General features: G+C 64.0%; 24 protein-coding genes. 9 read left to right on the forward strand and 15 right to left on the reverse strand.

Annotated elements, in window-relative coordinates; all coding sequences use genetic code 11:
- Positions 1 to 33: 33 nt before the first annotated feature.
- From P9250_RS09475 to P9250_RS09510, 8 genes are all read left to right on the forward strand, one after another.
- Positions 34 to 1,464, forward strand: coding sequence for an aspartate aminotransferase family protein (locus tag P9250_RS09475; protein WP_244830136.1), 1,431 nt, complete (start codon positions 34 to 36; stop codon positions 1,462 to 1,464).
- Between the two features lie 45 nt (positions 1,465 to 1,509).
- A complete protein-coding gene (locus P9250_RS09480) occupies positions 1,510 to 2,007 on the forward strand; it encodes an Lrp/AsnC family transcriptional regulator (protein WP_244830135.1) in 498 nt (165 codons plus the stop codon).
- 133 nt (positions 2,008 to 2,140) lie between these two features.
- Complete coding sequence (locus P9250_RS09485) at positions 2,141 to 3,220, forward strand: tartrate dehydrogenase (protein ID WP_310392603.1); 1,080 nt, start codon at positions 2,141 to 2,143, stop codon at positions 3,218 to 3,220.
- Between the two features lie 10 nt (positions 3,221 to 3,230).
- Positions 3,231 to 4,697, forward strand: coding sequence for an NAD-dependent succinate-semialdehyde dehydrogenase (locus tag P9250_RS09490; protein ID WP_310392605.1), 1,467 nt, complete (start codon positions 3,231 to 3,233; stop codon positions 4,695 to 4,697).
- Positions 4,694 to 5,671, forward strand: a complete 978-nt coding sequence (locus tag P9250_RS09495; protein WP_250468429.1) for a M14 family metallopeptidase — start codon at positions 4,694 to 4,696, stop codon at positions 5,669 to 5,671. The genes P9250_RS09490 and P9250_RS09495 overlap by 4 nt, the downstream gene beginning before the upstream one ends.
- Before the next feature lie 25 nt (positions 5,672 to 5,696).
- Positions 5,697 to 6,044 carry a cupin domain-containing protein gene (locus tag P9250_RS09500; protein ID WP_250510718.1) on the forward strand — a complete coding sequence of 116 codons (348 nt, stop codon included), beginning with the start codon at positions 5,697 to 5,699 and terminating at the stop codon, positions 6,042 to 6,044.
- Between the two features lie 243 nt (positions 6,045 to 6,287).
- Positions 6,288 to 7,304, forward strand: a complete 1,017-nt coding sequence (locus P9250_RS09505; protein WP_244830130.1) for an ABC transporter substrate-binding protein — start codon at positions 6,288 to 6,290, stop codon at positions 7,302 to 7,304.
- A gap of 23 nt (positions 7,305 to 7,327) precedes the next feature.
- Positions 7,328 to 9,070: a GMC family oxidoreductase N-terminal domain-containing protein gene (locus tag P9250_RS09510; RefSeq protein WP_310392785.1), complete on the forward strand. Its 1,743-nt coding sequence runs from the start codon at positions 7,328 to 7,330 to the stop codon at positions 9,068 to 9,070.
- 56 nt (positions 9,071 to 9,126) lie between these two features.
- Here P9250_RS09510 and P9250_RS09515 read toward each other — a convergent pair whose 3' ends face one another.
- The 6 genes from P9250_RS09515 to P9250_RS09540 all read right to left on the reverse strand — a co-directional run bounded on the left by P9250_RS09515 (position 9,127) and on the right by P9250_RS09540 (position 15,461).
- Positions 9,127 to 10,554 (reverse strand): aldehyde dehydrogenase family protein, encoded by a 1,428-nt coding sequence (locus P9250_RS09515; RefSeq protein ID WP_310392608.1) that lies wholly within the window; start codon positions 10,552 to 10,554, stop codon positions 9,127 to 9,129.
- 23 nt (positions 10,555 to 10,577) lie between these two features.
- Positions 10,578 to 11,372 carry an ABC transporter permease gene (locus P9250_RS09520; protein ID WP_250468432.1) on the reverse strand — a complete coding sequence of 265 codons (795 nt, stop codon included), beginning with the start codon at positions 11,370 to 11,372 and terminating at the stop codon, positions 10,578 to 10,580.
- The gene (locus tag P9250_RS09525) at positions 11,369 to 12,280 is read right to left on the reverse strand and encodes an ABC transporter permease (RefSeq protein WP_310392610.1); all 912 of its coding nucleotides are present in this window, start codon (positions 12,278 to 12,280) and stop codon (positions 11,369 to 11,371) included. Before P9250_RS09525 ends, P9250_RS09520 begins: the two co-directional genes overlap by 4 nt.
- Positions 12,277 to 13,587: an FAD-binding oxidoreductase gene (locus P9250_RS09530; RefSeq protein WP_310392611.1), complete on the reverse strand. Its 1,311-nt coding sequence runs from the start codon at positions 13,585 to 13,587 to the stop codon at positions 12,277 to 12,279. Before P9250_RS09530 ends, P9250_RS09525 begins: the two co-directional genes overlap by 4 nt.
- A 2-nt stretch (positions 13,588 to 13,589) precedes the next feature.
- Complete coding sequence (locus P9250_RS09535) at positions 13,590 to 14,303, reverse strand: HAD-IA family hydrolase (protein WP_244830125.1); 714 nt, start codon at positions 14,301 to 14,303, stop codon at positions 13,590 to 13,592.
- 81 nt (positions 14,304 to 14,384) lie between these two features.
- Positions 14,385 to 15,461 (reverse strand): ABC transporter ATP-binding protein, encoded by a 1,077-nt coding sequence (locus P9250_RS09540; protein ID WP_250468435.1) that lies wholly within the window; start codon positions 15,459 to 15,461, stop codon positions 14,385 to 14,387.
- 103 nt (positions 15,462 to 15,564) lie between these two features.
- Here P9250_RS09540 and P9250_RS09545 point away from each other — a divergent pair, with 103 nt between their 5' ends.
- Positions 15,565 to 16,536 carry a LysR family transcriptional regulator gene (locus P9250_RS09545; RefSeq protein WP_250494137.1) on the forward strand — a complete coding sequence of 324 codons (972 nt, stop codon included), beginning with the start codon at positions 15,565 to 15,567 and terminating at the stop codon, positions 16,534 to 16,536.
- Here the strand turns inward: P9250_RS09545 and P9250_RS09550 are convergent.
- The 9 genes from P9250_RS09550 to P9250_RS09590 all read right to left on the reverse strand — a co-directional run bounded on the left by P9250_RS09550 (position 16,450) and on the right by P9250_RS09590 (position 26,587).
- Positions 16,450 to 16,908 (reverse strand): helix-turn-helix domain-containing protein, encoded by a 459-nt coding sequence (locus P9250_RS09550; RefSeq protein WP_250527918.1) that lies wholly within the window; start codon positions 16,906 to 16,908, stop codon positions 16,450 to 16,452. The two genes, P9250_RS09545 and P9250_RS09550, sit on opposite strands and share 87 nt — an antisense overlap.
- Positions 16,905 to 18,074 (reverse strand): FAD-dependent oxidoreductase, encoded by a 1,170-nt coding sequence (locus tag P9250_RS09555; protein ID WP_310392612.1) that lies wholly within the window; start codon positions 18,072 to 18,074, stop codon positions 16,905 to 16,907. Before P9250_RS09555 ends, P9250_RS09550 begins: the two co-directional genes overlap by 4 nt.
- Entirely contained in the window at positions 18,071 to 19,489 is a 1,419-nt protein-coding gene (locus P9250_RS09560; RefSeq protein ID WP_310392613.1) for an FAD/NAD(P)-binding oxidoreductase, read from the reverse strand. Before P9250_RS09560 ends, P9250_RS09555 begins: the two co-directional genes overlap by 4 nt.
- The gene (locus P9250_RS09565; RefSeq protein ID WP_244830119.1) at positions 19,468 to 19,788 is read right to left on the reverse strand and encodes a (2Fe-2S)-binding protein; all 321 of its coding nucleotides are present in this window, start codon (positions 19,786 to 19,788) and stop codon (positions 19,468 to 19,470) included. The genes P9250_RS09560 and P9250_RS09565 overlap by 22 nt, the downstream gene beginning before the upstream one ends.
- Positions 19,785 to 21,632 carry an ABC transporter ATP-binding protein gene (locus P9250_RS09570; RefSeq protein WP_310392614.1) on the reverse strand — a complete coding sequence of 616 codons (1,848 nt, stop codon included), beginning with the start codon at positions 21,630 to 21,632 and terminating at the stop codon, positions 19,785 to 19,787. Before P9250_RS09570 ends, P9250_RS09565 begins: the two co-directional genes overlap by 4 nt.
- The gene (locus P9250_RS09575; protein ID WP_310392616.1) at positions 21,629 to 22,573 is read right to left on the reverse strand and encodes an ABC transporter permease; all 945 of its coding nucleotides are present in this window, start codon (positions 22,571 to 22,573) and stop codon (positions 21,629 to 21,631) included. The genes P9250_RS09570 and P9250_RS09575 overlap by 4 nt, the downstream gene beginning before the upstream one ends.
- On the reverse strand, positions 22,570 to 23,526 hold the full coding sequence (locus P9250_RS09580; RefSeq protein ID WP_244830116.1) for an ABC transporter permease: 957 nt from the start codon (positions 23,524 to 23,526) through the stop codon (positions 22,570 to 22,572). Before P9250_RS09580 ends, P9250_RS09575 begins: the two co-directional genes overlap by 4 nt.
- A 75-nt stretch (positions 23,527 to 23,601) precedes the next feature.
- The gene (locus P9250_RS09585) at positions 23,602 to 25,218 is read right to left on the reverse strand and encodes an ABC transporter substrate-binding protein (protein ID WP_244830115.1); all 1,617 of its coding nucleotides are present in this window, start codon (positions 25,216 to 25,218) and stop codon (positions 23,602 to 23,604) included.
- A 94-nt stretch (positions 25,219 to 25,312) separates the two neighbouring features.
- On the reverse strand, positions 25,313 to 26,587 hold the full coding sequence (locus P9250_RS09590; protein WP_309848125.1) for an FAD-binding oxidoreductase: 1,275 nt from the start codon (positions 26,585 to 26,587) through the stop codon (positions 25,313 to 25,315).
- Position 26,588 lies beyond the last annotated feature (1 nt).

Here is a 26,588-nt window from a genome sequence, read left to right on the forward strand (position 1 = left end):
ACGGTCCAGCTTACTTCCGAGAAGAGCCCGCTCATGTCGAATCAATCCAAGCAAGCCCTGGTCGAATCCGACCGCAAACATCTGATTCACCCAGTCGCAAGCTACCGCGCCCATGAAGCGCGCGGCGTCACCGTGCTCGATTCGGCGGACGGCGTCTTCTTGCGCGATATCGAAGGCAAGGAACTGCTCGACGCGTTCTCCGGCCTCTGGTGCGTGAACACGGGCTATGGTCACGCGAGCATCGTCGAGGCGGCCTCGAAACAGATGGCGCGTCTGCCTTACGCCACCGGCTACTTCCACTTCGGCTCCGAACCGGCTATCGAACTGGCCGAAAAGCTGGTCGATCTCGCGCCGGCATCGCTTACGCATGTGTACTTCACGCTCGGCGGCTCGGATGCGGTCGATTCCGCGCTGCGCTTCATCACGCACTACTACAACGCGACCGGCCGTCCGGCGAAGAAGCACTTCATCGCGCTGGAACGCGGCTATCACGGATCGTCGTCGGTTGGTGCGGGGCTGACCGCGCTGCCCGCGTTCCATCGCAACTTCGATCTGCCGCTCGCGACGCAGCATCACATTCCCTCGCCGTACGCGTATCGCAACGACTACGCGGACGACAACGCGCTCATCACCGCGTCGGTGGCGGCGCTGCGGGCCAAGGTGGAAGCGCTCGGCGCGGAGAACGTCGCCGCCTTCTTCTGCGAGCCCATTCAAGGTTCGGGCGGCGTGATCGTGCCGCCTGTCGGCTGGCTCAAGGCCATGCGCGAAGCATGCCGCCAACTGGACATCCTCTTCGTCGCCGATGAAGTCATCACCGGCTTCGGGCGCACCGGCCCGCTCTTCGCGTGCGAAGGCGAAGGCGTGGAACCGGACTTGATGACGGTCGCCAAGGGCCTGACGGCAGGTTACGCGCCGATGGGCGCCGTCCTCATGTCCGATGCCGTCTATCAAGGCATCGCGTCGGGTACGAACAATGGCGTGGCCGTGGGTCACGGTCACACTTATTCGGCGCATCCGGTGAGCGCGGCGATCGGTCTCGAAGTCATGCGGCTTTATCACGAAGGCGGACTGCTCGCAAACGGCCAGGCGCGGGCGCCGCGCTTTGCCGAAGGGCTCGATTCGCTGCTTGCGCATCCGCTCGTCGGACATTCGCGGCATCGCGGTCTGCTCGGCGCGCTCGAACTCGTAGCCGACAAAGAGACCAAGCGCGGCTTCGACGCCTCGCTCAAACTGCCGGACCGCATCGCCGCTGCCGCGTACGCCAACGGCCTCGTGTTCCGCGCGTTCGGCGACAACATCCTCGGCTTTGCACCGGCGTTGTGCTACACGGAAGCCAATTTCGACATGATGTTCGAGCGTCTCACGAAGACACTCGACGACGTCCTCGCACAAGCGGAAGTGCGCGCGGCGCTGGGCGGCGCGGCAGGCGGTGCAACGGGATTTAATCGTCGCGTGGCTGCGTGATACCATCGACCGACTTCTCCGACATGTCCCGCCCCGCCTCCCACGATGAGCACCGACTGCAAGCTGGACCGAATCGACCTGCGCATCCTCTCGCAATTGCAAAAGCGCGGACGCATCACCAATGTCGAACTCGCCGATGCAGTCGGCTTATCGCCAAGCCCTTGCCTGATTCGCGTGAAGCGTCTGGAAAAGGCGGGCTATATCGTGGGCTACGGCGCGCAGATTCAATTGGAGAAGCTCGGCGACATTCAGGTGGTCTTCACCGAAGTCACGCTGGCGGATCACCGGCGCGAAGACTTCATCAAGTTCGTGAATGCGGTGAAAGACGTGGACGAGATCGTCGAATGTCATCTGGCGAGCGGCGGCTACGACTATCTGCTGAAGTTCGTCACGCGCAGCGTGAGCCATTATCAAAACATCGTCGAAGGGCTGCTGGAGCGGGATATCGGCATCGAGAAGTACTTCAGCTACGTCATCATCAAGACGGCGTTCGCGAAAACGCATTACCCGCTCGAAACGCTCTTCTCGCCAAGCCAGCACTGACCACCGCAACGCGCATTCACGCGCGTTGTTATCCTTGTTTCCTGTATTGAAGCTTCGAACGCTCGCGCCGCGGGCGGGTCGGCGCACGACCCTCGCGCGCGTGGTTCCTGACTAAACGAAAGCGGAGATCCTCATGTCCAGCAAATATCGTATTGCGGTTATTCCCGGCGATGGCATCGGCAAGGAAGTGATGCCCGAAGCCATTCGCGTGCTCGATGCCGTGAGCAAGCGCTTTGACATTGCGCTCGTATACAAACATATCGAATGGGCGAGCTGTGATTACTACGCGGCGCACGGCCAGATGATGCCCGACGACTGGAAGGCGCAACTGCAGGACACGGACGCCATTCTGTTCGGCGCGGTGGGCTGGCCGCAGACCGTGCCCGATCATATTTCGCTGTGGGGTTCGCTGCTCAAGTTTCGCCGCGAGTTCGACCAGTACATCAACCTGCGTCCCGCGCGTCTTTTCGAAGGCGTGCCCTCGCCGCTCGCGAATCGCAAGGCGGGCGATATCGACTTCATGATCGTGCGTGAAAACACCGAAGGCGAGTATTCGTCGGTCGGCGGCGCGATGTTCGAGGGCACGGAACGCGAGTTCGTCTCGCAGACCTCCATCTTCACGCGCAAGGGCGCGGAGCGCGTGCTGAAGTTCGCGTTCGATCTCGCGCAACGCCGCGAAAAGACCATCACGGTGGCGACCAAGAGCAACGGTATCTCGATCAGCATGCCGTGGTGGGATGCGCGTGCCGCGGAGATCGCGGAGCAGTATCCGGACGTCAAGTGGGACAAGCAGCATATCGACATTCTGTGCGCGCGCTTCGTCTTGAGCCCGGATCGCTTCGATGTGGTCGTCGCCACCAATCTCTTCGGCGACATTCTTTCGGACCTCGGGCCGGCGTGCACCGGAACCATCGGCATCGCGCCTTCGGCCAACATGAATCCGGAGCGCAACTTCCCGTCGCTGTTCGAGCCGGTGCATGGATCGGCGCCCGATATCGCGGGCAAGGGCGTTGCGAACCCGATCGCCATGATCTGGTCGGCCGCGATGATGCTCGACTTCCTCGGCAACGGCACGGGCAAGGAGCGCGAGGCCCACGACGCGATCCTCGCCGCCATCGAGGCAACGCTCAAGGAAGGCCCGCATACCGGCGACCTGGGCGGGAAGGCGAACACGACGCAAGTCGGGCAAGCCGTCGCGCAACGTCTGCTTTAAAGGAGCTGCCATGAGCCATACATTGAGCGATCTGATCCGCGCCGATAATTTCATCGACGGCAAATGGGTGGCGGCCGCCGACGGCAAGCGCTTTGCCGTGACGAACCCGGCGACGGGCGAAGTCATCGTCGAAGTAGCCGACAGCGGCGCCGCCGATGCCCGCGCCGCCGCCGATGCCGCCGCGCGCGCATTTCCCGCTTGGCGTGACACGCTGCCGAAGGATCGCGCGGCGGTGCTGCACCGCTGGCACACGCTGATCGTCGAGAATGCCGACGCGCTCGGCGAACTCATCTCGCTCGAACAAGGCAAGCCGCTTGCCGAAGGTCGCGGCGAAGTGCTGTACGGCGCGTCTTATGTGGCGTGGTTCGCCGACGAAGCCACGCGCATTTACGGCGACATCATTCCGCAACAGCAGCGCGGCAAGCGCATGAGCGCGGTGAAAGAACCGGTGGGAATCGTCGCGGCCATCACGCCGTGGAACTTTCCGCTCGCGATGATTGCGCGCAAGATCGCGCCCGCACTCGCGGCGGGCTGCACGGTCGTCGGCAAGCCAGCCGAAGACACGCCGCTGACCGCGCTTGCGCTCGTCATGCTCGCGCACGAGGCGGGCGTGCCGGCGGGCGCGTTGAATCTCATCAGTTCGTCGCGGGAGAGCGCGGTGCCCGCGGTCGCCGACTGGCTTCAGGACAGCCGCGTACGCAAAATCACCTTCACGGGTTCGACTCCTGTCGGCAAGTATCTCGCGCGCGAGTCGGCGGATACGCTGAAAAAGCTCTCGCTCGAACTCGGCGGCAATGCGCCTTTCATCGTGTTCGATGACGCCGATCTCGACGCGGCGGTGACCGGCCTGATGGCCTCGAAATTCCGTAACGGCGGACAGACCTGCGTGTGCCCGAATCGCGTGTTCGTGCAGTCCGGCGTGTACGAGCGCTTCGCGGACTTGCTCAGTAACCGCGTCGCTGCATTGAAGGTTGCGCCCGCGACCGACCCGAAAGCGCAGATCGGCCCGATGATCAACTCGCGCGCGGTCGACAAGATCGCCCGCCATGTCGAGGACGCCGTCGCGCGCGGCGCACGCGTGCTCGCGGGCGGCAAGCGGCTCACGGAACTCGGGGCGAACTACTACGCGCCGACCGTGCTCGCCGATGCCACGCCCGACATGCAACTGAGCTGCGAGGAAACCTTCGGTCCTGTCGTGCCGCTCTTTCGTTTCGACGACGAAGCCGAAGGCATTCGCGCCGCCAACGACACGCCCTTCGGCCTCGCATCGTACTTCTACAGCCAGGACGTGAAGCGCATCGACCGCGTGGCGCGTGCGCTCGAAGCGGGCATCGTCGGCATCAACGAAGGCGCGCTCGCGAGCGAAGCCGCGCCTTTCGGCGGCGTGAAGGAATCGGGCTACGGCCGCGAAGGCTCGAAGTACGGCCTCGACGACTATCTGTCGATCAAATATCTCTGTCAGGGCGGTCTCGAATGAACGCGACGGCTTATCCCATTCAGGTCACGTTTCCGGACATCGGCGCGCATGAGGCCGGCAACACCGGCATCCCTTATGTGCATACCTTCGATTCGGGCGTGGCCGGTCCTCACGTGATGATCAACGCGCTCACGCACGGCAACGAAGTGTGCGGCGCGATTGCAGTCGATGAACTCCTGCGCGCGAAAGTGCGCCCGCGGCGCGGCAAGCTCACGCTCGCGTTTGCGAATGTCGATGCCTATCGACGCTTCGATGCCGCGAAGCCGGATGCCTCGCGCTTCGTCGATCAGGACTTCAACCGCGTGTGGACCGCGCAGACGCTCGACGACACCTCGCGCGATTCGAGCGAACTGCGCCGCGCCCGCGCGATGCGTCCGGTCATCGACACGGTGGATCTGCTGCTCGACCTGCATTCGATGCACGAGAAGAGCGCGCCGCTGATCGTCGCGGGACCGCTCGATAAAGGCATTGCGCTGTCGGCGCAACTCGGCACGCCCGCGACCGTGATCTGCGACGAAGGCCATCCGGAAGGCCGCCGCATGCGCGATTACGAAGGCTTTGGCGATCCGGCCAGCGAGAAGAACGCGCTTCTGATCGAATGCGGACAGCACTGGGAAGCAAGCGCGGTGGACGTGGCGCGCGACGTCACGGCGCGCTTTCTCCGCCTTGCCGACGTGCTCGATGAGGCCGATCTTCCCATTGGATGGATCAAGCCGTCACCGCCGGAGATGCTGATCGTGCGCGTGACGGAACCTGTCGTGGCAAAGAGCCTCGACTTCCGTTTCGCCGATGCCTACACCGGACTCGAAGTCTTTCCGGAAGCCGGTAGCGTGATCGGCTGGTCCGAAGGCGAAGCGGTCCGCACGCCCTATGCCGATTGCATGCTCGTCATGCCTTCGCTGCGCCAATTGCGCGCGGGCGTGACGGTGGTGAGGCTTGGGAAGATAGAACAGCGTATCGCTGCATCGCAATAACATTCGATCGACAAGACACGACCATATGAAAGTTCAGCAGATCAAGCAGAGCATCGGGCTACAAGGCCTGGAAGACTGGGGCACGGCAGGCCTTCCGGGCACACCGCAAGTCAGGGTTTCGGGCGTACAGCGCGTGATTCCGGGCAGCGAGAACATCGACACCGGCGTGTTCGAATGCACGCCGGGCACGTATCGTCGCTCGGTCAAGGAAGCCGAAGTCATGCACTTTCTCGCCGGAAGCGGACGCTTCACCCCCGATGGCGAAGACACCGTGCACTTCACGGGCGGCGACACGCTGTTTTTCGCGGCGAACACCGAAGGAACATGGGAAGTCGAGGAGACCATGCGCAAGGTCTACGTGATCTTCCAGTGAAGCGTTTCTTGAATTGCAGGGCATAACCTAAGGTCATGGAGCCTCCAACAATTGCGGCGTTGCTCCAGCGAATTTGACCCAATATATTTTTGCTCAGACCCGCGTCGTTCTTGCGCGATGACATGCTCATCCGCAGTGACGGCGCGACCTGCAAGACGTCCTTCGCTTCAACCTTGTCGAGGAAACGCCGTGATCAATATTGCAAGGTTCAGTTGTTCCCGTCTCACGCTTCGCCCGCTTGCCATGACTTTCGCGCTTGGCATGGCCTTGGGCGGCGCGGCACCGGCTTTTGCCGCGGGCAGCATCACTTTCGTGTCGCAAGGCGGCGCTTATCAGGAAGCGCAGACCAAGGCGATTCTCGATCCCGCTGCGAAAGAACTCGGCATCACGATCAAGCAGGACAGCATTCCGGATGCATGGCCGCAAGTCAAAGCGCAAGCCGCTACCGGCAAGCCGATCTGGGACGTGATCGATACCCCGACGTCGAACTGTCTGCGCGGCGGGCGCGAAGGCTTGCTGGAAAAGCTCGACTTCTCGAAGATCCCCAACGCGGCCGCGATGCCCGAGCAATACCGCACGCCCTATTCGGCGGCGTACGAGTTTTATTCGACCGTCATCGGCTACAACAAGAAAACGCTCAAGAAGGTGCCGCAAAGCTGGAAGGACTTCTGGGACGTGAAGGGTTTCCCCGGCACGCGCGCCTTGCGCAACGACCCGCAGACCGTGCTCGAAGCCGCTTTGCTCGCGGACGGCGTGGCGCGCGACAAGCTCTATCCGCTCGATGTCGATCGCGCGTTCAGGAAGCTCGAAGAGATCAAGCCGAACATCACGGTATGGTGGACCTCGGGCGGCCAGTCGGCGCAGTTGCTGCACGACGGCGAAGTCGACATGACGATGATCTGGAACGGCCGCGCGAGCGCCGTGCGCAAGGACGATCCGGACGTGGACTTCACTTTCAACGACGGCATCCTGCAGAACACGCAGTTGTGCATCCTGAAGAACGCGCCGAACCTCAACGATGCGGTGCGCTTCCTCAATACCGCGCTTTCGCCGGAATTGCAGGCGAACCTGCCGACTTATATCGATTACGGTCCGGGCAATCCGGCCGCGTTCAAGACCGGCAAGATCAGCGAGAAGCGCGCGTCCGAGCTGCCGAGTTCACCGGCCAATGCCGCGAAACAAGCGCTGATGCAGGAAGAATGGTGGGCATCGGACCCGGGCATTCAGGCCAAGGCGCGGTGGCTCAAGTTCATGCAGTGAGCGTGCAGCGCGCGCGTTCCGGCATGATCGATTATCTGATTCTCGGCGGCGGCTCGGCGGGCTGCGTGCTGGCCGCGCGCCTGTCGGAGGACGCAGGCAGGCACATATGCCTCGTCGAGGCGGGCCGCGACATCTCCGCGAGCACCATGCCGGACGCGGTTCGCAGCCGCTATCCGGGGCGCGCTTATCTCGATACGAACAACATCTGGCGGCAGTTGAAGGCCCGCATGAGCGCGCTCGCGCCCGTTCGACGTTATGAGCAAGCGCGCATTCTCGGCGGCGGTTCCGCGATCAACGCGCTGATGGCCAATCGCGGCGCGCCCGCCGATTACGACGAGTGGGACACGCTCGGGGCCGATGGCTGGAACTGGCAGAGCTGCCTGCCTTACTTCCGCAAGCTCGAAACCGATTGCGACTTCGCCGGCCCCTATCACGGCTCGGACGGACCGCTGCGCATTCAGCGTCCGAAGTGGGCGCGCATCTCGCCGTTCGTGCGCGCCGTGCTGGATACGCTTAGCAAGAGCGGCCATCCATTACATGACGATCAGAACGGGCACTGGCAAGACGGCGCGTTTATCGGCTCGCTCTCGGTGAGCGCGGCGGGCGAACGTATTCCGACGTCCGTCTGTTATCTCGACGATGCCACGCGCAAACGCGTGAATCTATCGATCCGCACGGGTCTCGTCGTCGATCGCATTTTGTTCGATGGCAAACGCGCGATCGGTGCGCGCATCCTGCGGCCGGATGGCACGCACGAAGATGTGCACGCGCGGCGCGTGATCGTCTCGGCGGGCGCGATACACAGTCCCGCGTTGCTCATGCGCAGCGGCATCGGGCCGGCGCAAGCGTTGGCTGCGCTCGGCATCGAAGTATGCGCGGACCGGCCGGGCGTGGGCGGCAATCTGATGGAGCATCCGTCGATTGCGGTGTCCGCGTTTTTGCCGCGTTCGGCGCGCACGCCTTATCCCGATGAGCATCACGAGCAGGCGATCGTGCGCTTCTCATCACATCTCGATGACACCGTGCCCGGCGACATGCACGGCGCGATTCTTTCGCGTTCCGGCTGGCATTCGGTGGGTTATCGGCTCGGCACGATCTTCTTTTGGGTCAACAAGTCGTATTCGCGCGGGCGGGTGACGTTGGCATCGGCGAATCCACTCGATGAACCGAAGGTCGATTTCGCCATGCTTTCCGATACGCGCGACCTCGAACGGCTCAAGCTTGCCTTGCGCTTCGGCGCGCAAACACTTAACGCGGCGTCGATGGATGCGCATCGCGACATCGTGTTTCCGTCGAGCTATTCGCCGCGCGTCGCAGCGGTCGCCGTGCCGGGAATGTGGAACGCGTTGCAGCGCGGCGCGTTGAGTGCGCTGCTGGATGTTGCGGGACCGTTGCGTGGATGGCTGATCCGACGCGTGGTGACGCAGGGCGTGAGCATCTCCGAATTGATGAACGATGACGAAGCGCTCACGCGGTTCGTGACACGATCGGTTGGCGGAACGTGGCATCCGTCGGGCACATGCCGCATGGGCGCTGAAAACGATCCGCTCGCCGTGACTGACGCGCGCGGCGCGGCGTATGGCGTCGATGGTCTTTATGTATGCGACGCCTCGCTGATGCCTTCGATACCCTGTGCCAATACGAATGTGCCGACGATCATGATGGCCGAGCGCGTGGCGGATATGCTGCGGGCGGAGTCGAACGCCAATCGCTTTGCGAGCGAGGTCGGAGTGGTGGATGGGTATGGGTCGAAGCGGATATCGTAGGGCGTGAGATTGGCGGTCGCGTCACGCGCGCTACGAATCGAGGCGCGTGCGCTTGACTACTCCCCAAATCCCACAATCCCCTTGACCTCCAAAAACGCCTCCAATCCCCACTCCCCATACTCGCGCCCATTCCCCGACTGCTTATATCCGCCAAATGGCGACCCCGCATCCCATGGCGGATAGTTCACATAAACGCTACCCGCGCGCATGCGTAGCGCCACCTTCCGCGCCCGCTCCTTATCCCCGGACTGCACGTAAGCCGCAAGCCCGAACGGCGTATCGTTGGCAATCGCAATTGCTTCTTCGTCATCGCGATACGGCATGATCGCAAGCACCGGCCCGAAGATTTCCTCGCGCGCAATCGTCATCGAAGGATCCACACCAGCGAACACCGTCGGCTTCACGTAGTAACCACGTTCCAACCCGTCCGGACGCCCCAAACCGCCCGCCACCAACTCGGCGCCTTCTTCGATGCCGATGCCAATCAACCGCTGCACGCGCGTGAACTGCACGTCGCTGACGACCGGGCCCATCGTCGTGCCGTCCGCATCGGCGGGGCCGACGCGCTGCTTCGAAGCCGCACGCCGCGCGATCTCCACGGCCTCTGCATGACGCGATGCAGGCACGAGCATGCGCGTGGGCGCATTGCACGACTGACCGCTATTGCCGAAGCACGAGTTCACGCCCGCCGTCACGGCCGCTTCCAGATCGACATCGTCAAGCAGGATGTTCGCCGACTTGCCGCCCAGCTCCTGATGCACGCGCTTCACGGTCGGCGCGGCCAGCTTCGCAATCTCGACTCCCGCGCGCGTCGAGCCAGTGAACGACACCATGTCCACATCCGGATGCGAAGACAGCGCCGCGCCCACGGTCGGACCGTCGCCATTGATGAGATTGAACACGCCCGACGGCACGCCTGCCGCATCGAGAATCTCGGCAAACAAGAGCGCATTCAGCGGCGATACTTCGCTTGGCTTGAGCACTACCGTGCAACCCGCAGCGAGCGCGGGCGCGACCTTGCAGACGATCTGGTTGATCGGCCAGTTCCACGGCGTGATGAGCGCAGCGACGCCGACCGGTTCGTGGTTGATGAGCGTCGTGCCCTTCCTGCGTTGCCACTGAAAGCGCGCGACCGTGCGCAAGGTCTCTTCGATATGCCGCTTGCCGAGCGACGCCTGCCACGCATGCGATAACTTGGAAGGCGCGCCGATTTCACGCGTGATGACTTCGGCCATCTCGTCGTAACGCGCAAGGTACGCTTCGAGTATGCGTTCGAGCAACGCGACGCGCTCTGATACCGGTGTCCGCGAGTACGTTTCGAATGCACGCCGCGCGGCTGCAACCGCGCGATCGACATCGCGCGCATCGCCGAGTGCGATCTCTGCAAACGCTTCTTCCGTGCAGGGATCGATCACGGGCAGACGTCGCGTGCCGGCCGATTCGACCCACGCGCCATCGATGTAGAACTGCAATGAGTGTGACATGCGTTGATCCGTTTCTATAAGCGTTAAGTGCGCGCCACCGCCGAGCGCCGGCTCACGACGACGATCATCACGAGGCACAACGTAATCGCCGTGAGCATGGTGCTGATGGCCGCGATGGTCGGATCGATCTCGTCGCGCAAGGTGACGAACATGCGGCGCGTGAGCGTCTGGTTGCTGCCGCCCGAAATGAACAGCGCGACGACGGTTTCATCGAGCGCCTGAATGAAGACGAACACCGCGCCCGAGATCACGCTCGCGCGAATCTGCGGCAGCGTCACCGCCATGAAACTGCGAAAGCGGTTCATGCCGAGACTGCGCGCGACCATTTCCTGCGTGCGGTCGAAGCTGCGCAGATCCGCGCCGACCGAGATGAGCACATAAGGCAGACCCAGCATGGTGTCCGCGATGATGAGCCCGCCCAGCGTATTCACGTATCCCGCTTGCGTGAACACGAAGAACACGCCCACCGCGACGATGATGATCGGTACCATCATCGGCAACATGAGGAGCGTGCGCAGATAGCGCATCGACCAGTGCGAGCCGTACTGAATGCCATAAGCCGCCGCAATACCGAGCGGCGTCGCTATCAATGCCGCGCATGTCGATGCGGCGAACGTCGTCTTGGCTGCGTCGATCCACGCGGGGTTGTCGAAGAACGCGTGATACCAGCGCAACGAATACGCGGGCGGCGGAAAGGTCAGAAAGCGCGCATCCGAAAACGACAGCGGCACGACGATCACCACCGGCACCATCAGGAACACGAGGATCAGCAGCACCGATGCGCCGAGTATGATCCGGCCGAGCGACAGTCTCTTCATTTCGCCCCCAGCGTTTTTTCGAGCGGAATCACGCGGCTCGCGAGCCAGAAGATTGCAAAGACACACAGCAACAGCACCACGCTCACCGAACTCGCCGCGCCCCAACTGTTGTAGATCTCCACATTACGGCTGACGATCATGGAGACCATCATCGACTTGCCGCCGCCCATGAGTTCCGGCGTGATGTAGAAGCCCAGGCACAACACGAAGACGAGTGTCACGCCCGCGACCACGCCGCCCATCGAGAGCGGCAAGAACACGCGCATGAACACATGCAAGGGCGAACCGCCGAGACTCGCGCCCGCTTGCGACAGGTTCGGCGGAATCTTCTGCATCGCCGAATAGAGCGGCAGCACCATGAAAGGCAAGAGGATATGCACCATCGCGATGATCGTGCCGAACTGGTTATACGAAAGCTGCAAGGGCCGCTCGATCAGCCCCATGCCGAGCAGCGCCTTGTTGATAAGGCCCGTGCGCTGCAACAGCACGAGCCATGCGTAAGTGCGCACGAGCACGCTGGTCCAGAACGGCAGAATGACCATGCCGAGTATCAGCGCGCTCCATCGCGGCGAAACCGATGCCGCGAAATAAGCGACCGGATATCCCAGCAAAAGCGTCACGCCCGTCACGATGATGGACAGCTTGAACGTCAGCAGAAAGGTGTCGAGATAAGCGCCCGTGAAAACGCGCCGATAGTTCACGAGCGTGAACGCGCCTTCGTGATAAATGGACTGCCACGACAGCCACGCGAGCGGCACCACCAGCAGCACGATCACCACGAACAACGCGGGCGCCATGAGCAGCAGCATGGCGCGGTCTTCGCGTCGTTGATGGCGCACCGAGGGGTCGGTTGCGGCGGCATGTATCGGGGTTGCATCCTCTAGTATCCGTTTGGCTATCGTCATCATGCACCCACGGCGTCGAGAAACTGATACCACGCGGCGACGAGCCTCACGCCCGGCGCGCGCAGCGCATGAAAAGGCACCGGCCGCAGGCCGTCTTGCGCGAGCAGCGCGAGATCGGGCTTGTCGCCGAGGGCGAGCGCCGCTGCATGTTGCCCGACGAGGCTCGCCATGGAAATCCCCGCGCCGTTGTAGCCGAGGCAGAACGTGGTGGCGTCGTCGCTACGGCCAACATGCGGCAGCGCGTTGAAGGTCATGCCGACATAACCCGACCAGCGGTACTCGACCGGCACGCCGTTGAGTTGGGGGAACAGCGCGATCATCGCGCGTTGCAACGCATCGAAGCCGGTTGGCTCGCCTTCCTTGCCGAAGGCATCGCGTCCGCCGAAGAGCATGCGGCCATCCACCTTGCGAAACCACTTCATCATGCGGCGCGTTTCGGCGTAGCTGCGGCGATTGATCATCAACTGCGCGTCGAGGTCGGCGGGGAGCTTCGCGGTCGCGATCATCGCGCTGCGAAACGGCACGAGTTCGCGATGATAGGCGGCGGTGGCATCGGAAAGATTCGAATAAGCGTTGGTCGCGACGATCACCTGTTTCGCGCGCACCGTGCCGCCAGGCGCACGCAGGATCACGCGACGATCGTCCGCGCGCGTCATGTCGATCACCGGTGTCGATTCGAAGATCGGCACGCCGCGCGCAGTCAGTCCGTCGGCAAGCCCGCGCACGTATTCCAGCGGCAAGATGGTGCCCGCGTCCGCGCTCAACACGCCGCCCACGAAACCACGCGAACCCGTCTCGTGTTCCACTTCGGCGCGCGACTGCACGCTCATGGTCGTGTCGCCGAGTGTCGTGCGAACCCACTCGGCTTCCGCCCGTATCGAGGCGAAAGCGCGCTCGGTATGGGCGCAACGCAGACTGCCCGTGTGCTCGAATTGCGCGGCCTGCAAACCGAATTCGTCGATGAGCGCTTCCACCGCGCGCACGCCCTCGTGCGCGAGCCGATGCATGCGCTTGGCCATAGCGACGCCATGCGCGCTCGCAATCGACGGAAACGACAGCCTGAATTTCGACGACACCACGCCGCCGTTGCGACCGCTTGCGCCCCATCCGACCGGATTCGCATCGAGCACGGCGCACGCCACGCCGCGCTTTTGCAAGGCATGGGCGGCCGTCAGCCCCGAATAGCCCGCACCGATGATCGCGACTTCCACATCGAGGTCGCGAGCCAAGGGCGCCGTGGCGGCAGCGGGGCCGGCCATCGCCCGCCAGAGCGAGTCGGGTACGGGACGCGGCGTCGTCGGGGCGCGCATGATCAGGCGGCGGCGCGCAGTTCGGCCTCGACCGCATCGGCGAGCGCGGCGAGGGTCGCGAACTTGAACGTCGGCGTCGTCACGTTCTCCGGCACGGGCGTGGCGCCGAAGCCTTTCTGACCTTGACGGCGTTCGATCCAGCACGTCGCATAACCGAGCTTCGTCGCGACGCCGATGTCGTGATACTGGCTCTGCGCCGTATGCAGAATCTCGTCGAACTTGTAGCCGAACGCAGCCTGACGTCCACGGTTGTAAGCGAAGAATTGCGGGTCGGGCTTGGCGACACCGGTTTCGTCGCAGCAGACGGTATCGTCGAACGGATTGCCGAGCGTATGCGCATACGCCGACAGTGCGACGCGGTCCGCGTTGGTCATCGCGACGAGCCGGAAGTGCTTGCGCAGGCGCTTCAATGCGGCAACGGAATCTTCGAAGGCGGGCCATTCGAGCACGTCGCGCTGGAACGCGGCAGCCGATTGCGCGTCGTCGGGCAAACCGAGTTCCTTCGCCAGATGAAGATAGACGTTGGCCATCTCATGGCTCGAACGCCCCGGATACTTCGCGCGGCCATCCATGTACGGCGTGAAGATCTGGTCATCGGTCAGGTCCTTTGCCTTCGGGCCGCCCAGACGCCGCACGGAATCGAGCACGCCTTTTTCGAAGTTGATCAGCGTGCCGACGACATCGAACGTCAGGACCTTGAAATCGGTGAGATTCATTGCATCATCCTTTTGCGGGTTGCGTATGAGTTGGCAACATGTGCCAGTCGAATCGCCCGTGCACAGGCGATGAAAAACCGTTCATGCGGGCACGACGATGGTGTCCGCGGGATCGAGCGCCACGATCATCTCGGCGCCCGGCTGGGGAATGCGGCGGCGCGCCTCGAAGCTGCCGGGCTGTCTCAGACTGATGGCCGTGCCGTCTGCGAGCACCGCGAACACGCGCAGACTTTCGCCCTGATAAAGCACTTCGGTCACGCGACAGGAAAAGCGGTTGGCGTTTGCTTGCGCGTCGCCATGCGCGATGAAAAGCTTCTCCGTCTGCACCGCGAGCAAGAGCTTCTCGCCGCGTGGCAACGGGTGCGCCGTGCGCAAGACCGTGTTGCCGAGACGCACGGCGTCGTCGCCCGCGCGGCTCACGTCGAGCAAGGTCGCCTCGCCGATGAAGCTCGCGACGAACGCATCGCAAGGACGGTCGTAGAGACGCTCGGGCGTGTCGATCTGCACGAGCTTGCCGTCTTTGAGCACGGCCACGCGGTCGCTCATGGTGAGCGCCTCGCGCTGATCGTGCGTCACGTTGACAATGGTCGCGCCAAGCCGCCGATGCAGCCGCCGCAGCTCGATCTGCATGGTCTCGCGCAATTGCTTGTCGAGCGCGGAGAGCGGCTCGTCCATCAGGATCAGTTGCGGCTCGAAGACCATCGCGCGGGCGAGCGCCACGCGTTGCTTCTGCCCGCCCGACAACTGGTCGATGCCGCGATTCTCGTAGCCCGCGAGTTCGACCATCGCCAGGGCATCGGCGACCTTCTTCGGCCAGGTGGATTTCGGCTCGCGTCGCGCACGCAGGGAGAACGCGACGTTCTCGCCCACCGTCATATGCGGAAAGAGCGCGTAGTTCTGGAACACGATGCCGATATCGCGCTTGTGCGGCGGCGCAAATGTAATGTCGCGCTCGCCGACCCAGACGCTTCCGGACGTTGGCTGCACGAAGCCGCCGAGAATGCCTAGTAGCGTGGTCTTGCCCGAACCCGACGGGCCGAGCAACGAGACGAATTCGCCCGGCGCGATGTCGAGAGAAACATCGTCGAGTGCGGCCAGCGCGCCGTAGCGCTTGGTTGCCGACCTGATCGATACGCCGGTTTTCGCTCGTGCATCCATGAGTGTCGTCTCGTGTCTTCGGGCTTGAGGATTAAGAAAAATATACGGCGCGATGTTTTTGACGGCAATTCCAAAATTGTTGGATCGGGCATAACATCAGGTCATGCCAAACCTTCGCAAGAAACTGCCCAGCGCCAACGCGCTTTTCGTCTTCGAAGCGGCCGCGCGCTGCGGTAATTTCACGCGTGCCGCGCAAGAACTTTACGTGAGTCAGCCCGCAGTCAGCCGCATGCTCGCGCGCATGGAAGACCATATCGGCGTGCGGCTTTTCGAGCGCGTGCGCGGCGGCATTGAACTGACGGAAAGCGGGCGCATTCTGTATCGCAAGATATCGGAAGGCTTCAATGGCATAGAAAGCGCCATCCGCGAAATCGAGGCACGCGCCACCGGCGTGGAGTCGGTCACGCTGTCGGTTTCCACCGCCTTCACCACGCACTGGCTGATGCCGCGCATGAGCCGGCTCAATCAGGCGTTTCCTTCGGTGGACCTGCGCTTTCAACTGATCTCGGGGCGCATTGGCGGGCCGCTCGTCGATGTCGATCTCGGCATGCGCTTCCTTCACGATGAAGAGATCGACGAAAACGCCGTGCTGGTCATGCCCGAAGCGCTGCTGCCGGTATCGAACGAGCGATACCACGAAACCGCGTGTACCGAAGCGGGCCGCGCGCATGGCGATACGGTGATCGTCATGGACGACGGCGAACGCGGCTGGCATGAGCGCTTTCATGCGTTCGCCGACCAAGAGCGGCATGTCGCCGGCATGCTCAGTTTCAACGACTACGCCATCGTCGTGCAGGCCGCGTTGCTCGGGCAAGGCATGGCGCTCGGCTGGCTCAACGTGGCGTCTCACTGGCTCGCGCAAGGCGCGCTCGTGCCGGCGGAACAGGAACTCATCGTGACGAGCCGGCGCTGCTGCCTCGTCACGCCGCCGAACCGGCCGTTGCGGCCTATCGTCGCCGACGTGCGCGACTGGCTCATCGCGGAGACGCTAGGCGACATGCGCGTCGTCGAGAGCAAGTATCCGCGGCTCGGTCTTCGCGATGCCCTTAAGGCAACCGGCATCGAGCTTGGCTGAACGCGTGTCCGCATGGTCGCGTGCGTGCTCGCGTGCGTGCTCGATGAACGTACTCGGCGTCATGCCGCACAAGCGCTTGAAATGCCGCGCGAGATGGCTTTGATCGAAAAAGCCGACTTCCGTCGCCACCACCGATCCCGGCATGCCCGCGAGCAACAGACTCTGCGCACGCCGCACCCGCACGCGGCACAGATACTTGTAGGGCGAAAGCCCGATCTGCTCGCGAAACACGGTCGCAAAGCGCGACACCGACAACGCCGAGACATCGGCGAGCTGCGCAAGACTCACGGTCTTGTCGAAATTCGCTTCGATATAGGCGAGCGCGTTGCCGAGCACGGCGGGCTTGATGTTCGCGTGGCTCTCGTGGTTCATGAAGAAGTCTCTGACGTGGCCGATTCCGCGTGTGCCGATGCGCCGCGCTGGAATCGTTGAATGGAGAACGAATCGAGAGGAATGGGTGTGGCGCCGGTATCGAGCAGTTCCGCGAGCGTTTCGCCCACGCCCGGCCCGATCTGAAACCCCGAGCCGCTGAAACCGAACGCATAGAAGAGGCCATCGGCTTTCGTGCTCGGGCCGATCACCGGTTCCGAATCCGGCAGATAGCTTTCGACGCCGCTCCAGACGCGAATTACGTGCAAGGGTCCGAGCGCTGGCACCATGCGGCGAAACTGCGCCATCTGCGCGACGGTGTTTTCCGGCAGCACGCCCGCGCGGCGCGTGGCGATATCGGCGGGACCGGGCGGGCCGCCGCCGAGCACGAGATTGCCGCGCGGAATCTGGCGGAAGTACACGCTCTCGGCCTTGACTGTCGTGTAGACGCCCATCGAATGCTGGAAGACATACGGCACGGGTTCGGTCACGGCCATTTGCGGGCCGCGCGCGACGAGCGGCACAGGCTCGCCGAGTTGCGTCGACAAGGTATTGGCCCACGCGCCCGCGCATACCAGCACTTGTTCGGCGCGATAGATGTCGCCCGCCGCGCTTTCCACGCGAAAGCCGCCCGCTTCTTTCTCGATACGCACCACTTCCGTGTTCTCGACGATGCGCGCTCCGAGCCGCGTCGCCGCACGCCCGAACGCAGGCGCGGCGAGTCGCGGATTGGCGTGGCCATCGAGCGGCGAAACGGATGCGGCAAGGACTTCGCGGCCGAGGAAGGGGAAGCGCTCGAACATCGCCCGGCCTTCGAGCACTTCGAGATCGAGGCCGTGGGCGCGCGCTTCATCGGCATAGCGCTGAAAATACGCGGCGTCGTGCGCGTGATAGCAGACGCGCGTATGGCCCGAAGGCAGGAATTCGACATCTTCGCCGAGCAGTTCCCGCGAGCGTTTCCAGGTCTGCAAGGCGCGATTGGACATGGCCAGTTGCGAAAGCGCGCGGCCCTGGCGACGCACGCCGCCGAAGTTCACGCCGCTTGCCTGCTGCCCGGTGAGACCGCGTTCGAGCACGATCACGGAACGCTTACGGCGGCGCAAAAAAAATGCGGTCGTCGTGCCGACGATACCGCCGCCGATCACGATCACATCGGCGCGCTCGTTCATTCGCTCAGCTCCTTTTCGATTCCTCGATGCACTTCGTCCTGCGGCGTCACGGCCATCGGCAGCGGCTTGACAGGCGCTTGTCCGCGCAGACGTCCGACCGCTTCGAGCGGCACGCGCGCCTCGGCGGCGATGACTTCCGCGCCCGCGTGCGCGCAATATCGGCCCTGACAGCGGCCCATGCCGACGCGGGAAAACGCCTTCGCGCGATTCGCTTCCCGCGCGCCCATTTCGCGTACCACGCGACGCAATTCGCCCGCGGTGATGGCTTCACAGCGGCAGACGATCGCCTCGTCCGGAAGCGCGGCAGCGAAGCGCGCGGGCCACGGGAAAGCGGCCCGCAGGCCGGCGGCGAATCGCGTGAAGCGCGCGAGTTCGGCGCGTAATTGCGTGACGCGCGCGTTGTCGGGCGCGAGCCCCGCATCGTGCAAGGCGGCGAGCGCCGCGAGTTGTCCGGAGCGCTCGGCGGCGTCCGCGCCGCGCACGCGTGCGCCGTCACCCGCGAGATAGACGCCGGGCACGCTGCTGCGGCCATCGCCGTCGATGCGAGCAAGCCATTGCCGGGCGGCCTGATCGAAGACGAACTCGCAGCCCGCGAGATCGGCGAGCTGCGTTTCGGGACGGAGGTGATAGCCGAGCGCGACGGCATCGCAGGCAATATCGAGTTGCGCGCCGTTCGCCGTTTCAACGCGCACGCCGCTGACGCCATGTTCGGCCGTCCCGCCGATGCCAACCGGCGTGATGCCGCGATGCACCGCCACGCGCGCGCGACGCAATACGCGCATCAAGCCGATGCCCTTGACGAGCGTCGATGGCATGGCGAGCAGTTGCGGCAACGCGCGAATGCGTTGTGCAAGCGTCGAGGTGTCCAGCACCGCACTGACCGTCGCGCCTGCTTTGACGTATTGCGCGGCGACGAGATAGAGCAGCGGTCCCGTGCCCATCAGCACGGTGCGCGCGCCGATTGCACAGCCTTGCGACTTCAGCGCGACCTGCGCGCCGCCGAGGCTATACGTGCCTGCGTGATGCCAGCCCGGCACCGGCATGAGGCGGTCGGTGGCGCCGCTGCACACGATGAGCGCGTCGAAGTCGAGCTTGCGATAGCGCGTGCCGCTGACGATATGCACCACGTTCGGTTCGATGTTCCACACGAGCGTCTCGGGCAGATAGTCGATCTGCGCGCGCAAGCCGTCGAACGTGCGATGCAGCGACTGAGCGCGGACGGCTTCGCTGCCATAAAGCGTTTCATACGAGCGCGAAAACCCGTCGGGCTGCCGCCGATAAATCTGCCCGCCGTCGCGCCGTCCTTCATCGACCACGGTCGGACGCAAGCCCGCGCGCACGAGCGCTTCGGCTGCGCGCACGCCCGCCGGTCCGCCGCCGATGACCACGACCTTCAAACGCTCGCGCGCGGCCATACACCCTCCTTCGTCTGACCGATGCGTGTGACGATCGACATGCCTTCTTCAACCGGCGTCGTGCAGGCGCGCAGGCGTTCGCCGCTCGCGGTCCAAACCCAGCAATCCTGGCACGCGCCCATCAGGCAGAAACCGGCGCGGCGGCCATCGCCGAACTCGGAATCGCGCAAGGTGTCTTGCGCCGTCAGCAGCGCGACCATCAGCGTGTCGCCTTCCTTGGCCTGTGCGATGCTGCCGTCGATAACGATGGTCACCGTTTTGCGCCCCGTCTCCGCCACTCTCACGAAACGTGCGTTCATGCAGCCACCGCGTTGTCTTGTGTCTGCATGCGCGTGAGGTCGTCGGCCGAGCGGTGGCACAGAATGGCGGCGCCCGAAGGCAAGGTCTTGACCGATGGCGGTGTCACGTTGCACTTGCCGTCGATGCGCACCGTGCAACGCGCACGGAAGCTGCACAACGCATCCACGCCGCTATCCGAGCCGAGCACGGGCAAGGCAGTCAGCGTCGATGCGCGCCGCTCGTCGAGCCAGCCCGGTTGCAGCGCAGGCACCGAATCGACGAGCAGACCCGTGTACGGGTGATACGGCGGATGCGAGAGCGACTCGCGCTGGCCCGCTTCGACACACTGGCCCGCATACAGCACGATGACTTCGTCGCAGATGGCCCGCACCGTCGAGATGTCGTGGCTGATGAACATGAGCGAGACGCCGAGTTCGCGCCGCAATTCCGCGAGCAGATCGAGAATGGCCGCGCCGACCACCGTATCGAGCGCGGACGTGACTTCGTCGCAGAGAATGAGCGCGGGGTCGGCGGCGAGCGCGCGCGCCAGATTCACGCGCTGCTTCTGTCCGCCCGACAAACCGCCCGGCTGGCGCTTCGCAATCGCTGCGGGCAGTTTCACCAGATCGAGCAGTTCCAGCATGCGCTTCCGTGCCGCCGCACCGCGCAGGCCGTGATAGAAGTTCATCGGCCGCGCGAGAATATCGGCGATGGTACGGCTCGGGTTGAGCGCGGTATCGGCGTTCTGGAACACGATCTGCACGCGCCGGTATTGTTCGAGCGTACGTTCGGAGAGCTTGGCCGGCAGCGGCTTGCCGTCGAGCAGCACGTCGCCGCGCGCCCGGTCCACCAGACCCGCGACCACGCGTGCAAGCGTCGTCTTGCCCGATCCCGATTCGCCGATCACACCGAGCGTGCTGCCACGCGCGATCTTCAGGCTCACGTCGTCGAGCACGCGCACGGCGGGCACGCCGTTCGCATCGACACGGCCATAACCCGCGCTCAGGCGGCGAATTTCCAGCAACGGCTTTTCACCCTGACTGGTGAGCGGCGAGAGTTCGGCGAGCAGCGCATCGGGGCGGCGCACCGCGCCGAGCAACTGGCGCGTGTAATTGTCGGCGGGAGCGTCGAGCACTTGCGCGGTCGCGCCGTTCTCGCGCACGCGTCCGCCGTTCAGCACGACGATGCGGTCCGCCATCTGCGCCACCACGGCCAGGTCGTGCGATACGTACACCGCCGTCGTGCCGAGTTCGCGCACCACGCGCTTGAATGCGGCGAGGACTTCGATCTGCGTGGTCACATCGAGCGCGGTGGTCGGTTCGTCGAACACGACGACGGCGGGATCGGTGATCAGCGCCATCGCGGCCATCAACCGCTGCAACTGCCCGCCCGAGACCTGATGCGGATACCGGTCGCCAATGCTTTCCGGATTCGGCAACGCGAGCGCGCGGAACAACGCGACCGCCTTCTCGCGCGCCGCCGCGGCGGACATGAGTTTGTGCAGCAACGCGGGCTCGGTCACCTGATCCATGATCGTGCGTGCCGGATTGAATCCCGCCGACGCGCTCTGCGCCACATAAGCCACCGTGCGCGAGCGCAGCGCGCGACGGCCCTTTTCACTCAGTTCGAGCACTTCGGTGTCGCCGATCTTGACGGAACCGCCCGCAATCGCGCAGCCGGTGCGCGCATGGCCGAGCAGCGCCAGCGCAATCGTCGTCTTGCCCGAGCCCGACTCGCCGATCAGCGCGAGCACTTCGCCCTTCTTCACGACGAAGTCCACGCCTTTGACGATCTCGACGACCGGGTCCGGCGCCGCGCCCGCGACCACGCGCAGGCCTTTCACTTCGATCATGTTGGTGGTCATTGCGCGCCTCCGTTGCCGCGCGCACCGTGGCGGCGCAGGCTGTCGATGAGCAGATTCACGCCGACCGTCAGCGTGGCGATGGCGACCGCCGGCATGAGCACGGCCGGCGCGCCTTCCGCGAGACCGCCGATGTTCTCGCGCACGAGCGAACCCCAGTCCGCGTTCGGCGGCTGGACACCGAGGCCGAGAAAGCTCAGGCCCGACAGCAGCAACACGATGAACACGAAGCGCAGGCCGAAGTCGGCGAGCATCGGGTGGATCATGTTCGGCAGCACTTCGACGCGAGCGATATAGAACAGCTTCTCGCCGCGCGCTCTTGCCACCTGCACGTATTCGAGCGTCATGATGTTGACCGCGAGCGAGCGCGAAATGCGGAACGCGCCGGGAATGTAGGCGAGCGCGGCGACCATCGTCAGCATGGGAATCGACGAGCCGAACGCGGCGATCACCACCAGCGCGAGCACCTTGCTCGGAATGGAGATGAGCGCATCGAAGAAGCGGCTCAGGATTTCGTCGACCCAGCGGCCGGACACAGCCGCGATCAGACCGAAGAACGTGCCGATGAAACTCGCGAGCAGCGTCGCCGCAAGCGCGAGGCCCACCGTGTACTGCGTGCCGTACAGCACGCGGGACAGCATGTCGCGGCCGAGATAATCGGTGCCGAGCCAGTGCGCCGCGCTATAGCTGCCGAAGATGTCGATGGAAGTCATCGCGCCGCCTTTGTACGGCGCGACGAGCGGAGCCAGGAACGCGACCGCGAGCCAGAACACGACGATGAAAAGACCGATCAAGCCGAGCAGCGAGAAGCGTCCGGCGAGACGCCGCAGCGGGCCGCGCTTCTGCACGACGACCGGCGCTTCGGCCACGTCTGGTATTCCGGGCTCCGGCTCGTACATGACCTGCGAGGCGTGTGGCACGTGAGGTGTCGAGGGACGATTCATCGTTGACGCAGCCTCGGGTTGGATACGATCTGGGCCAGGTCGGCAATCAGCACGAGCGCGAGATACGCCGCGCAGAACACCATGACGCAGCCCTGCACGAGCGGCATGTCGCGGTTGGTGACGGCATCGACCATGAGGCTTGCAAGACCGGGATAGTTGAAAATCGATTCGACGATCACCACGCCGCCGAAGAGATACGAGAGACTCAGCGCCACCGCGTTCGCAATCGGGCCGATGGTGTTCGGCAAGACGTGCCGCAACACCACGCGCATCGGCGATGCGCCCTTGAGACGCGCCATCTCCACGTAAGACGCGTTGAGCTGATCCAGCACCGCCGCGCGCGTCATGCGTGCCATTTGCGCGACGATCACGCAGCAGAGCGTCATCACTGGCATCGCGTAGACCCGCAAGAGCGCGCCGAACGACGACACATCCGAGAGATACGAGAGCGCTGGCAGCCAGCGCAGCTTCACCGCGAAGATCAGGACGGCGATGGTCGCGACGAGAAACTCGGGCACGGCCACGGTCGAAAGCGTCAGCACGTTGAGCGCGCGGTCGAGCAGCGAGCCGCGAAACATGGCCGACACGATGCCGATGAAAAGCGCCACCGGCACCGAAACCAGCGCGGTCAAACCGGCCAGCACGAGCGAATTCGGCAGACGCGAGGCGATCAGCTGACTCACCGGGAGATTGTTCGACAGCGACGTGCCGAAGTTGCCCGAGACCACGTGCACGAGCCATTGCACGTAGCGTTGCAGCGCGGGCTGATCGAGCCCGTACTCGTGACGCAGGGCCGTGACCTGCTCGGGCGTGGCCGCCTGGCCGAGCGCCTGCTGTGCGGCATCGCCGGGCAAGAGACCCGTGATGCCGAACACCACCGCCGAGACGATCAGCAAGGTCAGCAACGCGAGGCCGATGCGCGTGGCGACGAGTCGTTGCGCATGAACTTTCATCGGATATCGCCTCCGGTTTGAGGTTCGCGCGCCGTCCGTTGAGGGCGCGCGATGTCGCTTGAGACGCAGCGTGCTTTACGCCGTGAGCCAGACCTTTTCCGCGAACATGAAGCCGCCGAGACCGGCGAGCGGAATCGAGCCGAGACCCTTGAGCTTCGCGGTGTGGGCATCGAGGGAACTCTGGAACATCGGAATGCCGATGCCGCCGTCCTCGTGCACGAGCTGCTGCATGTCGCCGTAGATCTTCTTGCGCTTGGCGTCGTCCGGCTCGCCGCGCGCGGCCACCAGCATCTGGTCGAACTGCGGGTTCTTCCAGTTGGCTTCGTTCCACGGTGCATCGGACTTGAAGAACTGCGTGAACAGCACATCCGCGCTCGGGCGTGCGTTGATGTTGCCGTAGCCGAGCGGATGCTTCATCCAGTGATTCGACCAATAGCCGTCGGCGGGCACGCGCACCACTTGCAGATTCAGGCCCGCTTGCGGCGCGACCTGTTGCAAGAGCACGGCCATTTCGACCGAACCCTCAGCCGCCGGCGATGCGTACAGTTGCACCGGCGCGCTGCCGAGCTTCGCCTTCTGGAAGTAGAACTTGGCCTTGTCCGGATCGAACTTGCGTTGCGGCAGACCGGCCATGTAGTACTTGTTGGTCGGATCGATCGGCTGGTCGTTGCCGATCGCGCCATAGCCGCGAAACACGGTCTGGCGAATCTGGTCGCGATCCATCAAGTGCATCATGCCGCGCCGGAAATCGCTCGTGCCCGTGATGCCGCCGTCGTCGCGCACGATCAGGTCGGTGTATTGACCCGTCTTCGTTTCCAGCACGTTGAAGCCTTGCGTGCCCTTGATGCGGTCCGTCGAGCGCGCGCTCACCGCGTTGATCAGTTGCACGTCGCCGGACAGAAGCGCGTTGACGCGCGCGGATTCATCGGCGATACCGATCAGCTCCACTTCATCCAGATGCGGCAGGCCCGGCTTCCAGTACTTCTCGTTGCGCACGCCGACCGTACGCACGCCTGGCGTGAATTCCTTGACCTTGAACGGACCCGTGCCGATCGCCGTCTTGAAGTCGGTGGTGCCATCCTTGATGATGAGGAAGTGCGAATCCGCGAGAATCACGGGCAGGTCGGCGTTCGCGCCGGCGAGCGTGATGGTCACTTCGTTCGGGCCGGTGGCCTTCACGTCCTTGAACTGGTCGGCAATGGTCTTGGCCTTCGAGCCGACCGCTGCATCCTTGTGACGCATCAGCGAATAGATCACGTCCTGCGGCGCGAGCGACTTGCCGTCGTGGAACTGCACGCCGCTTCTGAGCTTCACGACCCACACGGTCGCGTCTTTCGTTTCGAGCGATTCAGCCAGCGACATCTGCGCGCCGAGATGCGAATCCAGTTCGGTCAGGCCGTTGTAGATCATGAAGCCGCGCACGTAGTCGGTGCCGAGCGCGCCCTTGGCGGGGTCGAGCGTATCGGCGGACGAAGACGATTGCGTCGCCACGCGAATCCGTCCGCCCTGCTTCGGCTTTTCCTGCGCGAACGCGGCGCCGCTCACGGAAAGCAGGCCCGTGCCGGTGACGGACAGCAAGCCGCCCGCGGTCAGCGCGCGCAGCACGCTACGGCGCGACGCGCCTTTTTTCGTCAGTTCGTCGAGCCGGATACCGGCATGGTCGACTGCATCAGGCGATTGATCGATGCTCATGAACTTCTCCGCGTGAGATTGGGGCTGAATGAATCGCCGGCTCGGTTGTTTCCGGCTGGCTGTATTTGCTTCGATGCTTCGATGCTTCGATGCTTCAATAGAAAACGTCTTTGATCGAGTAGTACGCACCGACCAACGGCAGGAACCACGGCTTGCCCGTGTGACCCGGAATGGCGGGCCAGTCGAAATCGCGCCACGGATTGGCGTCGGCCTTGCCGTTCATCACGTCGGCCATGACCTGGCCCATGTGCGTGGACATCTGCGTGCCGTGGCCGCTGTAGCCCATCGAAAAGTAGATGCCGTCGTGCTGCCCGGCGCGCGGCAGACGGTCCGCGGTGATATCGACGAGACCGCCCCAGCAATAGTCGATGCCCACGCTCGCGAGACTCGGGAACATCTGCGCGAGGTTGTCCTGCAGGATGCGGCCGCTCTTCGCATCCGAAGGTCTTTCGGATGCCGTGAAGCGCGCGCGTCCGCCGAACAGCAAACGCGCATCCGGCGTCACGCGAAAATAGTTATGCATGAGGCGGCTCGTGGTGTAGGAGCGGCGCTTGGGCAAGATGCGCGCGAGCTCTTCTGCCGGCAGCGGCGCGGTCACGATGATGAACGAGCCCACCGGCGCGAGCCTGCGTCTGTACCATGAGAACGGACCGTGCTTGGAAGGACCGGTCGCGATCAACACTTGCTTTGCGCTCACCGCGCCGCGCGCCGTATCGATTCGAAATCCGCCGTCTTCCTTCGTGATGCCGCGCACTTCCGCATGTTCGAAAAGCTTCGCGCCTTGCCGCACGGCGGCGTTCGCAAGACCCGCCGCGAACTTGCCCATATGCATCTGGCCACCATGACGTTGCAGCAAGCCGCCATGAAAACTGTCCGACTGCACTTCGCCGCGAACCTGTTCGCGAGTCAGCACGTCGATATCGGGATCGACTTCGCGGCGAATGAGTTCGGCGGTCCGTTCGATATGCGCGAGATGATGCGGCTTCGACGCGAGCTTGAGCTTACCCGTCGAAACATAATCGCAATCGATACCTTCCTCGCGAATCAAACGCTCGACGGTATCGACGGCGGCCGCATACGCGCGATAACAGCCCTGCGCACGCTCGACGCCCAGTTGCGAGCGCAACGCCGCATAGTCCTGCGCCACGCCGGTGTTGCACTGGCCGCCGTTGCGCCCGGAAGCGCCGCCGCCCATTTTCCCCGCATCGAACACGGCGACGCTCGCGCCGCGTTTGGCAAGCGCCAGCGCCGCCGACAGACCGGTGAAGCCGCCGCCGATCACCGCCACATCGACCCGGCCATCGGCCGGGCCTTCCTGCGCCGCCGTGAAGGCGGGTGCGGTATCGAGCCAGTAGGAGTCGAGTTTCATC

The sequence above is a fragment of the Caballeronia sp. LP006 genome (assembly GCF_031450995.1).
Lineage (GTDB): Bacteria > Pseudomonadota > Gammaproteobacteria > Burkholderiales > Burkholderiaceae > Caballeronia.

What these genes read in the sequence shown, in the direction of transcription:
- P9250_RS09475 (WP_244830136.1), top strand. Translation starts at nt 34, where the DNA reads ATGTCGAATCAATCCAAGCAAGCCCTGGTCGAATCCGACCGCAAACAT.
- P9250_RS09480 (WP_244830135.1), top strand. Translation starts at nt 1,510, where the DNA reads ATGAGCACCGACTGCAAGCTGGACCGAATCGACCTGCGCATCCTCTCG.
- P9250_RS09485 (WP_310392603.1), top strand. Translation starts at nt 2,141, where the DNA reads ATGTCCAGCAAATATCGTATTGCGGTTATTCCCGGCGATGGCATCGGC.
- P9250_RS09490 (WP_310392605.1), top strand. Translation starts at nt 3,231, where the DNA reads ATGAGCCATACATTGAGCGATCTGATCCGCGCCGATAATTTCATCGAC.
- P9250_RS09495 (WP_250468429.1), top strand. Translation starts at nt 4,694, where the DNA reads ATGAACGCGACGGCTTATCCCATTCAGGTCACGTTTCCGGACATCGGC.
- P9250_RS09500 (WP_250510718.1), top strand. Translation starts at nt 5,697, where the DNA reads ATGAAAGTTCAGCAGATCAAGCAGAGCATCGGGCTACAAGGCCTGGAA.
- P9250_RS09505 (WP_244830130.1), top strand. Translation starts at nt 6,288, where the DNA reads ATGACTTTCGCGCTTGGCATGGCCTTGGGCGGCGCGGCACCGGCTTTT.
- P9250_RS09510 (WP_310392785.1), top strand. Translation starts at nt 7,328, where the DNA reads ATGATCGATTATCTGATTCTCGGCGGCGGCTCGGCGGGCTGCGTGCTG.
- P9250_RS09515 (WP_310392608.1), bottom strand. Translation starts at nt 10,554, where the DNA reads ATGTCACACTCATTGCAGTTCTACATCGATGGCGCGTGGGTCGAATCG.
- P9250_RS09520 (WP_250468432.1), bottom strand. Translation starts at nt 11,372, where the DNA reads ATGAAGAGACTGTCGCTCGGCCGGATCATACTCGGCGCATCGGTGCTG.
- P9250_RS09525 (WP_310392610.1), bottom strand. Translation starts at nt 12,280, where the DNA reads ATGATGACGATAGCCAAACGGATACTAGAGGATGCAACCCCGATACAT.
- P9250_RS09530 (WP_310392611.1), bottom strand. Translation starts at nt 13,587, where the DNA reads ATGCGCGCCCCGACGACGCCGCGTCCCGTACCCGACTCGCTCTGGCGG.
- P9250_RS09535 (WP_244830125.1), bottom strand. Translation starts at nt 14,303, where the DNA reads ATGAATCTCACCGATTTCAAGGTCCTGACGTTCGATGTCGTCGGCACG.
- P9250_RS09540 (WP_250468435.1), bottom strand. Translation starts at nt 15,461, where the DNA reads ATGGATGCACGAGCGAAAACCGGCGTATCGATCAGGTCGGCAACCAAG.
- P9250_RS09545 (WP_250494137.1), top strand. Translation starts at nt 15,565, where the DNA reads ATGCCAAACCTTCGCAAGAAACTGCCCAGCGCCAACGCGCTTTTCGTC.
- P9250_RS09550 (WP_250527918.1), bottom strand. Translation starts at nt 16,908, where the DNA reads ATGAACCACGAGAGCCACGCGAACATCAAGCCCGCCGTGCTCGGCAAC.
- P9250_RS09555 (WP_310392612.1), bottom strand. Translation starts at nt 18,074, where the DNA reads ATGAACGAGCGCGCCGATGTGATCGTGATCGGCGGCGGTATCGTCGGC.
- P9250_RS09560 (WP_310392613.1), bottom strand. Translation starts at nt 19,489, where the DNA reads ATGGCCGCGCGCGAGCGTTTGAAGGTCGTGGTCATCGGCGGCGGACCG.
- P9250_RS09565 (WP_244830119.1), bottom strand. Translation starts at nt 19,788, where the DNA reads ATGAACGCACGTTTCGTGAGAGTGGCGGAGACGGGGCGCAAAACGGTG.
- P9250_RS09570 (WP_310392614.1), bottom strand. Translation starts at nt 21,632, where the DNA reads ATGACCACCAACATGATCGAAGTGAAAGGCCTGCGCGTGGTCGCGGGC.
- P9250_RS09575 (WP_310392616.1), bottom strand. Translation starts at nt 22,573, where the DNA reads ATGAATCGTCCCTCGACACCTCACGTGCCACACGCCTCGCAGGTCATG.
- P9250_RS09580 (WP_244830116.1), bottom strand. Translation starts at nt 23,526, where the DNA reads ATGAAAGTTCATGCGCAACGACTCGTCGCCACGCGCATCGGCCTCGCG.
- P9250_RS09585 (WP_244830115.1), bottom strand. Translation starts at nt 25,218, where the DNA reads ATGAGCATCGATCAATCGCCTGATGCAGTCGACCATGCCGGTATCCGG.
- P9250_RS09590 (WP_309848125.1), bottom strand. Translation starts at nt 26,587, where the DNA reads ATGAAACTCGACTCCTACTGGCTCGATACCGCACCCGCCTTCACGGCG.